Below are 14,009 nucleotides of genomic sequence, written 5' to 3'. Positions count from 1 at the left end.
CCGCAGCCGGCACGTCACCAGAACTTCCACCACGGCCGGACCTTCGACGTCGCCGGCTCCCGCCGGGTAGTCGGCGTCGGGTTCCGGCCTGCCGCTCGGCGGGCGGCTCGGCGGGCTTGCCAGCTGCGCACCTCCTCGTCGACGTCCCGGGTGGGGGTGACGACGGGTGGGCCGCCCTGGAGCTGGCGCCGCGCGTCGACGATCCGCGAGTTGAAGTCCGTGACGATCTCCCGCACCCGCTCCTCCATCGCCTCGAGGTCGAGCCTGGCGTCCAGCTCCGCGTCGTCCTTGCGCAGCTGCGCCGACGGCAGGACGCCGGTGATGTTCTCGCGCTCGATCAGGCCCTTCAGCCACCAGTCGGGGTCGTGCGTGCCGCTCAGGCCGGGAATCGGCTTGCCCTGCAGGGGCAGGTTGTCGAACTCGCCGCGCCGCATCGCCTGGTCGACCACCGTGTCGACGTAGCGGGAGCGTTCGTCCGGGCTCATGCTCCGGGTCGAGGGCTGGACGGTGACGTCCTCCGGCGCTGCTTCCTCGGGCTCGGCGTCCCGCGCGGCGCTCTCCTCGTCGGCCACCCGGTCCACGCGGTACTGCGCGGCCCTGCGGAGCGGGTCGTTGTCTGCGTCGGTGCGCCGTTCCTGCGCCATGGCGCCATGTTACGACTTTCACAAGCGGCCCGGAAGGGCCGGGCCGTTCACGCGAACACCGCCGGATCCGGGCATGATGGGCAGCATGAAGGTTTCTCGCCGGTCGCTCGTGCCCCCGTTCGCCGTCATGGAGGTGCTCGCCGCCGCGAACGCGCGCCGCGCCACGGGCGCGGACGTGCTCAACCTCTGCGCGGGGGAGCCGTCGACCGGAGCGTCCGACGTGGTGCGCGAGCGTGCGATCGCTCTCCTCCGGGACGGGACCCTCGGCTACACCGAGGCGATGGGTGTTCCGGCGCTGCGCGCGGAGATCGCCGGCCACTACGCGCGCTGGTACGACGTCGACGTGGATCCGGCACGGATCGCCGTCACCACGGGTTCGAGCGGCGGGTTCGTGCTCGCTTTTCTCGCGTCGTTCGACGTCGGTGACCGGGTGGCCCTCGCCCGGCCCGGTTACCCCGCCTACAAGAACATCCTGTCGGCGCTGGGCTGCGAGGTCGTGGAGCTCGACTGCGGCCCGGAGACCCGCTACCAGCCCACGGTGTCGCAGCTCAACGAGGCGTACTACGGCGGAGGGCTCGACGGCGTCATGGTCGCCTCTCCCGCCAACCCGACCGGCACGATGATCACGCCGGCGGAGCTCGCCGCCATCGCCGAGTGGTGTGCCGAGCACGAGGTGCGCCTGATCAGCGACGAGATCTACCACGGCATCGCGTACTCGCACGAGGTGGCCCAGGCGACGGCGGCGACGTTCGTCGGCCAGGGTGCGGTCGTCGTCAACTCGTTCTCGAAGTACTGGGCCATGACGGGCTGGCGGCTCGGGTGGCTCGTGCTGCCCGACGAGCTGGTCGCACCGGTCGATGCCCTCGCGGGCAACGTGGCGCTCTCGCCCCCCGCGCTCGCGCAGCACGCGGGGATCGCCGCGTTCACGCCCGAGGGGTACGAGGCCGCTGCGCAGAACGTGGCGCGTTACGCGGCGTCGCGCACCCTGCTCCTGGAGCGGCTCGGCGAGCTCGGCTGGCGGCCCGTGGCACCGGCGGACGGTGCGTTCTACCTGTACGGGAACATCTCGGCGTTCGGCCTGGACTCCGTGACCTACTGCGCGCGGCTGCTCGCCGAGGCCGACGTGGCGATCACGCCCGGCACGGACTTCGACGGGGTGCACGGGCACGAGTGGGTGCGGCTGTCGTTCGCGTCCTCCCTGGACACGGTGTCGCGTGCCGTCGACCGGATCTCGGCCTGGCACAAGACGCTCTGACCGGCTGCTGATCAGTCGCGGCGGCGCAGCACCTCGGGGAGCACCACCCAGACGATCGAGAGCAGTACCAGCACGCAGGAGCTGACCACTATCCCCTCGGTCCGTCCGACCACGACGTCGAAGACGAGCAGCGTGGCGCCGGTGATCACCAGACCGAGCACCCCGAGGGCGACCCGCGTCAGCCGGTCGCCGAGGGTGACGATGTGGGACTTCATCTGCTTGCGGAAGAGCGACCGGTGCACGCTCACCGGAGCGACGATGAGCGCGGTGGCCGTCACCGAGGTCACGACCAGGACCAGGTAGACCGTGCGCTGGTAGCTGTCGAGGTCGGCGAACCGCGCCTGGAACGGCAGCGTGAGCAGGAACCCCGTGAGGATCTGCACGCCGGTCTGCATGACCCGCAGCTCCTGGAGGAGCTCGTTCCAGTTGCGGTCGGCCCGTTGGGCCGGTGACTCACTGCGTCCGTCGCTCTCCACGGTTCCCATTGTGGCGCGATTCGGGCGGTCCGGGCAGCCGGAACACTTTTCACCCGCTCGCATCACCACCTCCCGTGGCCCGCCTCCCTCGACCGGGAGAACATGCGGCTGGGGCGGGACGCGTCCGCGTCCCCCGGGACGAGGGGGCCTGTAGTGATGAGATCGATGATGCGAGTACCGCTGAGCGTCGCGCTCGGCGCGACACTGATGGTGAGCGGCGTGGCGGTGACGCCGAGCGTCGCCGCCGACGTGGGGTCGGCGGACACCGCTGGTTCGACGGGTTCGACGGCGATGACCACGCGGGTCGACGATGTCGTCGTCACCGCGAAGATCTCGCTCCCGCCGGGGTCACAGGTGGAAGGGTCCATCGTCGGGACGTTGAGCATCACGCACAACGGAACGTCCGCGGCGATGCGCTCCGGGCGGATGACGATGGTCGACCCGGAGGGCCGGGACCTGGTGGGCGCGCAGTTCGTCGCCTCGGGCACCGCCAACGCCTGGACGTCGACAGTGCCGCTGTCCGCGGACGCAGCATCGGGGATCTATCAGGTCAGCGTGGCCGCGGAGGTCGCGATCACCACCGACGACGGTGTGGTCAACGTGCCGATCCGCACGTCGAACCCCGTCGCGGTGCCGTTCCGGTCGCAGCGGAACATCCCCATGATCTGGACGTCGCCGTCGAGCGCGCCGGCGGGCTCGACCATCTCGGTCTCGGGCGCCGCCAACATGAAGAACCTGGGCACCGGCGACTACTCGCCGGCGACGGCCCAGGAGGTCAAGGTGTACTTCGACCCCGCCGGTGACGCCCCGGAGACGCTGCGGGCGACCCTCACGACCGACGCGCGCGGCTACTTCACGACCCGGCAGAAGGCCGGCGCGTCGGGAAAGTGGCGTGCGGAGATGCCGATGACCGACTCGGGTGCGCGGGCCGTGTGGACCATCACCTCCGCGGAACGGGAGCGTAAGACCCGGCTGCGGCAGGGTTCGGTCAGTGCTACCCAGAACGGCTTCACGGCGGGCGACCACCTGATGACGCACGACGTGGTGGTCGGTCTCGCTCCCGTGCAGCGTCGGGTCGACGTCGGCAGCCTCGGCTTCAGCATCGGTGGGAAGTCGGGCTGGGTCAGTGCCGACAGCCGGCGCGGCGAGGGCAGCTTCCCGGACGGGTTCCGGGTGCAGAAGGAGCTGGTGCACTCCGGCGTCGGTACGAGCCACGTGACGTTCACCTTCAACCCGACGCTGCCTGCCGGTGTCTACGACCTCGGCATCCGCGACGCCATGAAGGCCTGCTCCGCGCCGGACTGGGTCGAGAACGACGCAGCCAGCGGTGCGAGCAACTGCACGCACGACGTTCTTGTCCAGGACCCGACGGTCGCGGTCATGCGGGTCAGGCGCGCCAGCACCACCACCGTCTCGGCGTCCTCGACGTCTCTCCCCAGCTCCGGGACGATCACGCTGCGCGGTGAGGTGCGCAAGGTGGTGCTCGTGAGTGGCGGCGGTGCCCAGGACAAGCCGGCGCCGAACACGGCGGTCAAGCTGTACTTCGACCCGGCAGGTTCGGCAGGGCCGGTCTACAAGAAGACGGTCACCACCGGATCGAACGGTGCCTACTCGACCCGGGTCGTGACGAGCACCTCGGGCCGGTGGATCGCGAAGTACACCGGTACGGGTCTGCAGGCTCCGTCGCGGGCGAGGGTGGGCATCACGGTCGGCTAGCTCGAACCCGGCCGACCGAGCCACAAGGGTCCGCCTCCGCCCCGCGATCCGACATGCGTTCTCGTCCGAGAGCATGCCGGATCGCGTGGTGGAGGCGGACCCATCTGCGTGCCTGGGACCGAACCTCAGTCGTAAGTGGGGAGCGTGGCGTTGTCCGGGACGGTCACGCGCGGTGCTGCGGGTACCGCACGCCCTCCGGGGCCGGGTTCCAGCGGAACGACGCGTTGACTCGGGTCGATCCCCACCAGCTCACGCAACTGTGCGCCACCCGGCACTGCTAGATCACCCACCCCCGGTACGGGCACCGGTCCCGCCAGGGCCAGCGAGAAGACGACGGCGGCCGCCGTCGTACAGGCGCCCACCGCCTGCCAGGACCGCCGACGCCGCAGCGCGCGCCGGCTGGTAGCCAGCACGAGGGCTGCGTCGAACCGGTGCTCCTCGACCGTGTCGACACCCGCCCGCAGGAGGGTCAGCACTTCCGTGTCGTCGAACGTCATCGCGCACCCTCCCCGAAGATGTCGCGCAGGCGGGCGATCCCGCGCGCGTTGGCGGACTTCACGGTCCCGAGGGCGATCCCGAGCTCGCGGGCGGTCTGCTCCTCGGTGAGGTCGAGCAGGTGGCGCAGCACCACCACCCGGCGCTGCGCGAGGGGCAGCCGGGACAGCGCCCGCATCACCTCGTCCCGCACGGCGACTCCGTCGGCGGGTCCGATGACCGCCTCGGCGGGGACCATCTCGGACACCACCTCGTGACGTGCCCGGCGCCAGCCGTCGATGCGGAGATTGAGCAGGATCCGGCGGGCGTAGGCGCGGGGCTCACCGTCACGTGCCTTGTGCCACGACCGGTAGGCGCGTTCGAAGGTCGCCTGCACCAGCTCCTCGGCCCGGTGCGGGTCGCCGGACAGGAAGAGGGCAGTCTTGTAGAGGTACGGCCCGGCGTCGTGCACGAACGCGGTGAACTCCTCGTCCTTGGTCCGGGCCACGTCGATCCGGACCAGCGGGTCGTCGCTCACCTGGGTGGACATGGTCGTGCGCTCTCCCTCGTCATGTCCCCCACCACGCACGGGGTTGCGAGAAAGGTTCCACGCCAGGGAGAGCCGGTCGAATCCGCAGGTCAGGCCGTCTCAGCGCACCGATCGACCGCACTCGTGGACGCGGGTAGCGCAATCTGGCCGGCCGAGGCCCCCCGGCCCGCTCAGAACACCGGCTTGCCCCCGGTCACACCGAGCACCGTGCCGGAGACGTACGACGCCGTCACGGGAGACGCGAGGAACACGAACGCCGGTGCCACCTCCGCGGGCTGCCCGGCACGGCCCAGGGGAGTGTCGGAGCCGAACGACGCGACCTTCTCCTCGGGCTGGGTCGCCGGCTGCAGCGGTGTCCAGATCGGTCCGGGAGCCACGGCGTTCACCCGGATCTTGCGCGGCCCCAGCTCGGCGGCGAGATTCACCGTGATGTTGTTGATGGCGGCCTTGGTGGCCGCATAGTCCAGCAGCGAGTTCGACGGCTGGTACGCCTGGATCGAGGAGTTGTTGATGATCGCACCGCCCTCGCCGATGTGCCCCAGTGCCGACTGGGTCACCCAGAACAGGGCGTAGAGGTTGGTCTTGAGCACGCGGTCCAGCTCGTCGGTCGTCACGTCCTCGACCGAACCGCGCCGAGCCATCTGGTAACCGGCGTTGTTCACCAGCACGTCGAGTCCGCCGAGCTCGCCGGCCGCCCGGTGCGCGACCCCGCGTGCGGTCGCCTCGTCCCTGAGGTCTCCGGGGAGCAGGGCACACTGGCGTCCCGCCTTGTGTACCCACTCCGCCGTCGCCCTCGCGTCCTTCTCCTCCTCGGGGAGGTAGGAGATCGCGACGTCGGCTCCCTCGCGCGCGAACGCGATGGCCACCGCCCGGCCGATGCCGGAGTCACCGCCCGTCACGAGCGCCTTGTAACCGACCAGCTTCTCGCTGCCGACGTAGCTGGCCTCGCCGTGGTCCGGCGTGGGGATCATCTGATCGGTCGTGCCGGGCGGATTCTGCTGCTGCGGTGGGAAGGGCTGGTCCTGGCTCATCTTGTCCTCCATCGTCGTGGGCGTGTCCGACCGACGTGGTGGCCTCTCCTCGACCCTCGAAAACACGCTAGCCCGAGCGCTGTCATGTCGCATATCCCGTACTGTCAGAGCACCGGTTCTCCGAACTGTTCTGGAAGGAGCCTCGTGACCTCCCCAACGACGCCCAGTGAGCCTCCGCTCGACGAGACGCTCGAGGAAGCGCTTGCCGGAGGCGCCCGCCCGCCCGTCGGGCGGTATCGGCTCGATCTGGCCACCGGCCAGTGGGCATGGTCGGACGAGGTCTATGTGATGCACGGATTCGATCCGGGGCAGATCGTGCCGACCACGCCGCTCATGCTGTCTCACAAGCACCCCGACGACCGGGCACGGGTCGACGGCCTCCTGCGCCGTGCGGCCGAGACGGGGCAGCCGTTCAGCTCGGTGCACCGGATCCGTGACGCCCAGGGAAAGACGCGGACCCTGGCCGTCACCGGGCAGGGGCGGCGCGACCCCGCGACGGGCCGGGTGACGGAGCTGTTCGGCTACTTCATCGACGTCACCGAGTCGCACCGGGAAGCGGCGGCGCGGGACGCGACGGCCTCGATCCGGGCGTCGGCGGAGCGACGGGCGGTGATCGAGCAGGCCAAGGGCGTGCTCATGGTGGTCTACGGCACCGACGAGGAGTCGGCGTTCGAGCTGCTGCGGCAGGCCTCGAACCTGGCCAACATCCCGGTCCGAGACATCGCCCAGACGCTCGTGCACCTGTTCTCCGGACCGGATGTCACCGTGTTCCCGACGCGCGAGGCGATCGACGCGTTCCTGGACGACCCGGTACCGCCGGGCGACGTCTGACGTCTCAGCACGTGCGCATCGCCACGTTCAACGTCCAGCACGGCCGCGGCCCCGACGGCCGCGTCGACAACGACCGGCTGGCCGACGCGGTCGCGGCGCTCGACGCCGACGTGGTCGGGCTGCAAGAGGTGGACCGCGGGCAGGCGCGGTCCGGGGGAGCGGACCAGGCGCGGCTCTGCGCCGACGCGACGGGGGCGGTCGACCACCGGTTCCTGCCCGCGCTCGCCGGGCCGTTCCGCTACCCCGGCGTGCGGCGCCGCGCCCGCAGGGTGGAACGGCCCGATGTTCCCGGATACGGCATAGCGCTGCTCTCCAGGTACCCGGTGCGGAGCTGGCACGCGGTCCTGCTACCGCCCGCCACCCCGTGGGTGTGGGGTCGGGTGCAGCTCGGAACCGACGAGCCGCGCGTGGCGCTCGCGGCACAGATCGACGCGCCGTCGGGTCCGCTCACCGTCGTGTGCACGCACCTCAGTGTCTACCGGTTCCCGGACACGACCGGGATGGCGGGGCTGGCCCGGCGTGCCATGGGTCATCGCAGGGGCACGCCGGGAGAACGGCACGCGGAACGCCAGGTGGACCACCTCCGGCGTCGGCTCGCAGGGCTGCCACGGCCAGTGGTTCTGCTGGGTGACTTCAACCTGCGCGGATCGGTGCCGGCCGTCCGGACCGGCTGGCACCCGCTCGCGAGCGGCGACACGTTCCCCCGGCACGACCCGCGGTTCCAGATCGACCACATCCTGTGGGACGGCGGGGTGGCGCCGGCCGCCGAGGGCCGTGCGGTCGACACGGGGGTCTCGGACCATCGGGCGCTGGTCGTGGACCTGGCCACAGAATGACCGCGGAATGACCATGCACCTGCTGCCGATCAGGGCCTCAGATCGGCAGCAGGTGCATGGTCATTCCACGGTGCGCAGCGCGTCAGGCGGCCTCGGCGTAGGCGCGGTGGCTGACGGCTGCGGGCTGGCCCAACGAGACCGGCTCGTCCTGCACGGTGTCCTCGACGACCGTCAGCGCCGGTGCTTCTTCCTGTGCCCGGCGGATCCGGCCGCGGATCACGGTGAAGAGCGCGTTGCCGCCGATCACGATCACCACGATGTTCGAAGCGGCGGACGGCCAGACGCCGTTCGCCGCGGCCACGGTCATCAAGATGGTGGCCGCCAGCACGTTGGTGCCCTGGAACGCGAAGGAATCGGCGCTCCAGCGACCCCGGCTGACCATGGCATAGGCCACGAGCCCGGCGAGCGCGCCGAACCAGCCGAGGACGGTGACGACCATCATGAGGGTCATGGCAATACTCCTGGGAAAAAGACGGATCGAAACGATTCGAGGATGCGGTGGAGACCGAGAGCCGGAATCCATGTGGGGGTGTGGGCATCTGGTCGGAGGAGCTCGGTCCGACCGCCGCCAAGATCAAGCATGAGGCCTGATCGCGTTCAGCACAATCGAATGTTTGTGACTCCGGGATGTAGCATTGCTACATGCCAACCGACCCGCGCAGACTCGCCTTCCTTCTTGCCGTGCATCGTGCCGGCGGAGTGCTCGCAGCGGCTGATCTACTGCATGTGACGCCGTCCGCAGTCTCGCAGCAGATCGCCCGTCTGGAGGCCGAGGAGGGTATCGACGTCCTGGATCGAGGGCCGCGCGGAGTAACCCTCACGCCGGCCGGCCGGGTGCTCGCCGACGCGGCCGAGAGCATCGAGGCGGAGCTGGTCCAGGCGCGCCAGGCCGTTGCCGCGTTGGGCGGTGAACTCACCGGACGGGTTTCGGTCGGCTCGATCCAGACCGCCATCCGAACGGTCGTCGCGCCGATGCTCGTCTCGCTCGCCGAGCGGCACCCGCACATCGAGGTGGACGTGCAGGAGTATGACCCACCGGAGGCGACCCGTCGCCTGCGCGCCGGCGACCTGGACGCCATCGTGCTCGAGCGGGACGTCGAGGTCGACGCCCCGGCCCCGCGCGGCGCCCACGACGTGCCGCTGCTCGACGAACCGTGGCGCATCGTGGTTCCCACGAGCCTGCCCGAGCCGGAACGCATCGACGACCTCGCCGGACTCGTGTGGGTGGGGCCGCAAGCCGGCTCCGCCGCGGACCGCGCGGTCGGTCGCCTGGCCGCCCAGCTCGGTACCGCCTTCGACATGCGGCACGCCTACAACGACTTCGACACCGCGATCTCGCTCGTCGCGGCCGGCCAGGGCATCGCGATGCTGCCCGCGCTGGCCCTGCAGCAGGACGTGCCCGACGGCGTCGCCGTGGTGGCGCTGGCCGGTCTCGGCTCGCGGCGCATGGTGGTGCGCCACCGGCAGAACCGGCACGAGCCGGGGCCGGCGGTGCGGGCGGTCGTGGACGAGATGGTGGCGGCGGCTCGCGACATCGACCTGGGGTAGCGCTCGCTTCCGGGCTCCCTTTCCGGTGCGGGTGCCCACGCCGCTACGATGTGGGCATAACTGAAGATCTTCAACGGTCCCGGGGCTCGAGGAGCTCGACCACCGGGGCCGTGCCGCCAGAACCGTGACGGGAGAGTCCGGCCGGGCGCGCACCACCGCCGTCGGCGGAGCGCCTCCGGAGCACCGGCGCCGAAGGAGCAATTTCCTCCCCGGGAATCTCTCAGGCCCCCGTACCGTCACAGTGAGGCAACTCTGGAAAGCGAGCAGTCGCGGCCGGGCAACCGGCCGTGGAGGCTCCACCGACGGTGCAAGTCGGCGCGTCCCGCGCCTCCCCGGACGTCCGGGGAGGTCACGACGGACCGGCAAAACTCTCAGGTAGACGTACGCCCCCGCGCGGGCACGGCGTCCGATGACAGAGCGGGGAGGGACCGCAGTCGTCCCCACGCCCTCGGACAGCCAGGAGCCCGCCGTGAGCACGCCCCACAATCCCGACGTCTTTGCCGACCGGCACCTCGGCCCCCGCGGCCGCGAGGTCGCCACCATGCTCGACCAGCTCGGCATCGACACCATGGACACGCTCGTCGACCGGGCCGTCCCCCAGGCGATCCGCAGCCAGAAGCCGTTGAGCCTGCCCGCCGCACGCACCGAGCCCGAGGTGCTGGCCCACCTGCGCGAGCTCGCCGGCAAGAACCAGGTCAAGACGCAGATGATCGGCCAGGGCTTCTACGGCACGCACACGCCCGCCGTCATCCGCCGCAACGTGCTCGAGTCGCCCGCCTGGTACACGGCCTACACGCCGTACCAGCCGGAGATCAGCCAGGGCCGGCTCGAGGCGCTCCTCAACTTCCAGACCGCCGTCGAGGACCTCACCGGTCTCGAGATCGCGAACGCCTCCCTGCTCGACGAGGCCAGCGCCGTCGCCGAGGCGGTCGCCCTGATGTGGCGCGGGTCGAAGGCCACGGAGGGGTACGTCGTCCTGGACGCCGACCTGTTCGGGCAGTCGCTCGCGGTCGCTCGTGGCCGCGCCGAGGCGATCGGCCTCCCGGTCGTGGTGGCCGACCTGAGCAACGGCCTCCAGGCAGGCCTCCCCGCAGAACTGCCCGCCGGCCCCATGGTCGGTCTCGTGGTGCAGCAGGCCGGGGCGTCGGGTCGCGTGCTCGATGCGCGCGGCGTGATCGCCGAGGCCAAGCAGGCGGGTGCGCTCGTCACGGTGGCCACCGATCTGCTCGCCCTGACGCTCCTGGTCAGCCCCGGCGAGCTCGGTGCCGACATCTCCGTGGGCTCCGCGCAGCGCTTCGGCGTCCCGCTCTTCTACGGTGGCCCGCATGCCGCCTACATGGCGGTCCGGAAGGGTCTGGAACGCCAGCTGCCCGGCCGCCTCGTCGGCGTCTCGGTCGACGTCGACGGAGCCTCCGGCTACCGCCTCGCCCTGGCCACCCGGGAGCAGCACATCCGGCGCGAGAAGGCCACGAGCAACATCTGCACGGCTCAGGCGCTGCTGGCCATCGTCGCCAGCATGTACGCGGTCTACCACGGTCCCGAGGGCCTCAAGGCGATAGCCCAGCGCGTCCACACCCACGCGACCACCCTGGCCGAATCACTGCGCGCGGCAGGCGTCGAGATCGAGCACGACACCTTCTTCGACACGATCCGCCTGAACGTTCCCGGCAAGGCGAAGGATGCAGCAGCCGCGGCAGCCGAGGCGGGCTACAACCTCTTCGTCCCGGACGCCGACCACGTCCAGATCAGCCTCGACGAGACCACCACGCAGTCGGATACCGAGACGGTCGCCACCATCCTCCTCACCACGCTGGGTCTAGAGCCGAACGCAGAGGCTCCCGCGCGAGCATCCGTCGACTTCCCCGCCGGGCTGAAGCGGGAGACGAACTACCTGCAGCACCCGATCTTCCACACGCACCGCTCCGAGACCAGCATGCTCCGCTACCTGCGCAAGCTCTCCGACAAGGACCTCGCGCTGGACCGGACCATGATCCCGCTGGGCTCCTGCACCATGAAGCTCAACGCGACCGCCGAGATGGAGGCCATCTCCTGGCCCGGTTTCGCGGACATCCACCCCTACGCACCCGTCGACCAGACCCACGGCTACGTCGAGCTGGTCTCGGCGCTCGAGAGCCAGCTCGCCGAGATCACCGGGTACGCGGCGGTCTCCCTGCAGCCCAACGCCGGCAGCCAGGGTGAGTTCGCGGGTCTGCTCGCGATCAAGGGGTACCACGCGTCGCGCGGCGACGCGGGGCGCGACATCGTGCTCATCCCCGCATCGGCGCACGGCACGAACGCGGCGTCGGCGGCGCTCGCGGGCCTGCGGGTCGTCGTGGTGGCGACGGCGGACGACGGGGAGATCCTGCTGGACGACCTGCGCGCGAAGCTGGACCAGCACGGTCCCCAGGTCGCCGGGATCATGATCACCTACCCGTCCACGCACGGTGTGTACGAGGAGCACGTGCGGGAGGTCTGTGACCTGGTGCACGACGCCGGCGGGCAGGTGTACATCGACGGCGCGAACCTGAACGCGCTGGTGGGGCTGGCGCGACCGGGCGAGTTCGGCGGCGACGTCTCGCACCTGAACCTGCACAAGACGTTCTGCATCCCGCACGGCGGCGGCGGCCCCGGTGTGGGTCCGGTCGCGGTGGCCGAGCACCTCGTCCCGTTCCTCCCCGCCGACCCGACGCCGGGGGCGGGAGCGCCCGAGGCCTCGACGGGTTCGACCGGCACCCCGGTGGCCTCGACGCGGTACGGCTCCGCCGGCATCCTCCCCATCTCGTACGCCTACGTGGCCCTGATGGGTCCGGACGGGCTGACCGAGGCGACCAAGGCCGCCGTCCTGACGGCGAACTACGTTGCCTCGCGCCTCGACCCGTACTTCCCGGTGCTGTACACGGGCCCGAACGGGCTGGTGGCACACGAGTGCATCCTCGACCTGCGCAAGATCACCGCGGAGACGGGCGTCACCGCCGAGGACGTCTCGAAGCGGCTGATGGACTACGGCTTCCACGCGCCGACCCTGGCGTTCCCCGTCCCGGGAACGCTGATGGTGGAGCCCACCGAGTCGGAGGACCTGGCGGAGCTGGACCGGTTCATCACCGCGATGATCGCCATCCGGGGCGAGATCGACGCCGTCTCGGACGGCCGCTGGACCGTCGCCGACTCGCCGCTGCGCGGGGCGCCGCACACGGCGGCCTCGCTGATGACGGACAAGTGGGACAAGCCGTACCCCCGCGAGCTCGGGGCCTTCCCCGTCGCGTCACTCCGTGCGAACAAGTACTGGCCGCCGGTCCGCCGCATCGACGGGGCCAAGGGCGACCGCAACCTGGTGTGCTCCTGCCCGCCGGTCGAGTCGTACGCCGAGTGAGCTGTCAGACGATTCCCCACTGGTCAGAAGCACAGGACACCCCGGTGACCTCTCCTCCTGACCACCTGCAGACGAGAGGAAGTTTCGATGGGTGAGGACCGCAAGACACCCCTCCACGACGAGCACGTGGCGCTCGGCGCCTCGATGACGCCGTTCGGCGGCTGGCTCATGCCGCTGCGGTACACGTCCGACCTGGCCGAGCACCGGGCGGTGCGCGACGCCGCCGGGCTGTTCGACCTGTCGCACATGGGCAACATCAACGTGACCGGTGCCGATGCGGCCGCGTTCCTCGACCACGCTCTCGTCGGGTACATCTCGAAGGTGCGCGAGATGGGCGCGCGCTACTCGATGATCTGTGCCGAGGACGGCAGCGTGCTGGACGACCTGATCGTCTACCGCATCGGCGCGGGCGAGTACTCGGTCATCGCGAACGCCGCCAACGCGGAGCTCGTCCTGGCGCAGCTCCAGGAACGTGCTGCCGGGTTCGACGTGGTGCTGGAGGACGTCCAGGCCGACCACGCGCTGCTCGCCGTCCAGGGGCCGCGGGCCGCCGAGATCCTGCGCGCCACTGCCGGCCTCGCCGAGGACGCCGAGATCTCCGGCGGCACGGCGTTCGCCGACCTCAAGTACTACGCCTGCCTGCGCATGCGCTTCGAGGGCGAGCCGGTGCTCGTCGGCCGTACCGGCTACACCGGCGAGGACGGGTTCGAGATCTGGGTCGCGGCAGGCCAGGCCGTCGCGCTGTGGCGTGCGCTGCTCGCGGCCGGCGAGCCGCTGGGCCTCGTCCCGGCGGGTCTGTCGGCGCGCGACTCGCTGCGCCTCGAGGCCGGCATGCCGCTCTACGGGCACGAGCTCGACACCACGACCACGCCCTTCGAGGCGGGCATGGGCCGCGTGGTGCGCCTCGACAAGGTGTCCGACGACGGTACGCCGGTCCCCTTCGTGGGTCGCGACGCCCTTGCTGCGCGCAAGCAGTCGGCGCCCGCCCGCGTGCTCGTCGGCCTGCGCGGTGAGGGCAGGCGGCCCGCGCGCGCCGACTACGACGTCGTGCGCCGGGGCCCGGGCACCGAGCCGGGAACAGCCGTCGGCCGGGTCACCTCCGGCGCGCCGTCGCCCACGCTCGGCTACCCGATCGCGATGGCGTACGTGACGCCGGAGGTGTCGGCGGAGGGCACCGAGCTCGCCGTCGACGTGCGCGGACGGGCGGAACCGTTCGTGGTCGTGCCCATGCCGTTCTACCGTCGTCCCCAGAACTGAGATCCTCCACCCGAGACGCGC

General features: G+C 71.0%; 13 protein-coding genes and 1 riboswitch. Of the genes, 7 read left to right on the top strand and 6 right to left on the bottom strand.

Annotation, left to right across the window (positions count from 1 at the left end; genetic code table 11):
• Positions 1-14 precede the first annotated feature (14 nt).
• A complete protein-coding gene (locus ACFSL2_RS17270) occupies positions 15-644 on the bottom strand; it encodes a DnaJ family domain-containing protein (RefSeq protein ID WP_377199022.1) in 630 nt (209 codons plus the stop codon).
• Positions 645-729: 85 nt separating this feature from the next.
• Here ACFSL2_RS17270 and ACFSL2_RS17265 point away from each other — a divergent pair, with 85 nt between their 5' ends.
• Positions 730-1,899 (top strand): pyridoxal phosphate-dependent aminotransferase, encoded by a 1,170-nt coding sequence (locus tag ACFSL2_RS17265; protein ID WP_377199021.1) that lies wholly within the window; start codon positions 730-732, stop codon positions 1,897-1,899.
• 11 nt (positions 1,900-1,910) lie between these two features.
• Here the strand turns inward: ACFSL2_RS17265 and ACFSL2_RS17260 are convergent, their stop codons facing one another.
• Positions 1,911-2,384, bottom strand: a complete 474-nt coding sequence (locus ACFSL2_RS17260; protein ID WP_377199020.1) for a DUF6328 family protein — start codon at positions 2,382-2,384, stop codon at positions 1,911-1,913.
• Positions 2,385-2,543: 159 nt separating this feature from the next.
• On the opposite strand from ACFSL2_RS17260, the gene ACFSL2_RS17255 reads away from it, so the two are divergent.
• Positions 2,544-4,091: a hypothetical protein gene (locus ACFSL2_RS17255; protein ID WP_377199019.1), complete on the top strand. Its 1,548-nt coding sequence runs from the start codon at positions 2,544-2,546 to the stop codon at positions 4,089-4,091.
• 125 nt (positions 4,092-4,216) lie between these two features.
• Here ACFSL2_RS17255 and ACFSL2_RS17250 read toward each other — a convergent pair whose 3' ends face one another.
• The 3 genes from ACFSL2_RS17250 to ACFSL2_RS17240 form a co-directional block, all read right to left on the bottom strand.
• On the bottom strand, positions 4,217-4,588 hold the full coding sequence (locus ACFSL2_RS17250) for a hypothetical protein (RefSeq protein ID WP_377199018.1): 372 nt from the start codon (positions 4,586-4,588) through the stop codon (positions 4,217-4,219).
• Complete coding sequence (locus tag ACFSL2_RS17245) at positions 4,585-5,115, bottom strand: SigE family RNA polymerase sigma factor (protein ID WP_377199017.1); 531 nt, start codon at positions 5,113-5,115, stop codon at positions 4,585-4,587. The genes ACFSL2_RS17250 and ACFSL2_RS17245 overlap by 4 nt, the downstream gene beginning before the upstream one ends.
• 170 nt (positions 5,116-5,285) lie before the next feature.
• On the bottom strand, positions 5,286-6,146 hold the full coding sequence (locus ACFSL2_RS17240; protein ID WP_377199016.1) for an SDR family oxidoreductase: 861 nt from the start codon (positions 6,144-6,146) through the stop codon (positions 5,286-5,288).
• Positions 6,147-6,290: 144 nt separating this feature from the next.
• Between ACFSL2_RS17240 and ACFSL2_RS17235 the strand changes: the two genes are divergently transcribed.
• Positions 6,291-6,977, top strand: a complete 687-nt coding sequence (locus tag ACFSL2_RS17235) for a PAS and ANTAR domain-containing protein (protein ID WP_377199015.1) — start codon at positions 6,291-6,293, stop codon at positions 6,975-6,977.
• Positions 6,978-6,988: 11 nt separating this feature from the next.
• Positions 6,989-7,813, top strand: a complete 825-nt coding sequence (locus ACFSL2_RS17230) for an endonuclease/exonuclease/phosphatase family protein (RefSeq protein WP_377199014.1) — start codon at positions 6,989-6,991, stop codon at positions 7,811-7,813.
• An 82-nt stretch (positions 7,814-7,895) separates the two neighbouring features.
• Here ACFSL2_RS17230 and ACFSL2_RS17225 read toward each other — a convergent pair whose 3' ends face one another.
• Positions 7,896-8,264: a hypothetical protein gene (locus tag ACFSL2_RS17225; RefSeq protein ID WP_377199013.1), complete on the bottom strand. Its 369-nt coding sequence runs from the start codon at positions 8,262-8,264 to the stop codon at positions 7,896-7,898.
• Positions 8,265-8,455: 191 nt separating this feature from the next.
• On the opposite strand from ACFSL2_RS17225, the gene ACFSL2_RS17220 reads away from it, so the two are divergent.
• The 3 genes from ACFSL2_RS17220 to gcvT all read left to right on the top strand — a co-directional run bounded on the left by ACFSL2_RS17220 (position 8,456) and on the right by gcvT (position 13,988).
• Positions 8,456-9,361 carry a LysR family transcriptional regulator gene (locus ACFSL2_RS17220; RefSeq protein ID WP_377199012.1) on the top strand — a complete coding sequence of 302 codons (906 nt, stop codon included), beginning with the start codon at positions 8,456-8,458 and terminating at the stop codon, positions 9,359-9,361.
• A 118-nt stretch (positions 9,362-9,479) separates the two neighbouring features.
• Positions 9,480-9,607, top strand: a riboswitch (glycine riboswitch).
• A 163-nt stretch (positions 9,608-9,770) separates the two neighbouring features.
• Entirely contained in the window at positions 9,771-12,731 is a 2,961-nt protein-coding gene (gcvP, locus tag ACFSL2_RS17215) for an aminomethyl-transferring glycine dehydrogenase (protein WP_377199011.1), read from the top strand.
• Positions 12,732-12,818: 87 nt separating this feature from the next.
• On the top strand, positions 12,819-13,988 hold the full coding sequence (gene gcvT / locus ACFSL2_RS17210) for a glycine cleavage system aminomethyltransferase GcvT (protein WP_377199010.1): 1,170 nt from the start codon (positions 12,819-12,821) through the stop codon (positions 13,986-13,988).
• The last annotated feature ends 21 nt before the right edge of the window (positions 13,989-14,009 follow it).

The sequence above is a fragment of the Promicromonospora aerolata genome (assembly GCF_042682255.1).
GTDB lineage: Bacteria > Actinomycetota > Actinomycetes > Actinomycetales > Cellulomonadaceae > Promicromonospora > Promicromonospora aerolata.
Note: the sequence above shows the minus strand (reverse complement) of the source record. Positions and strands in the feature narration are given on the sequence as shown.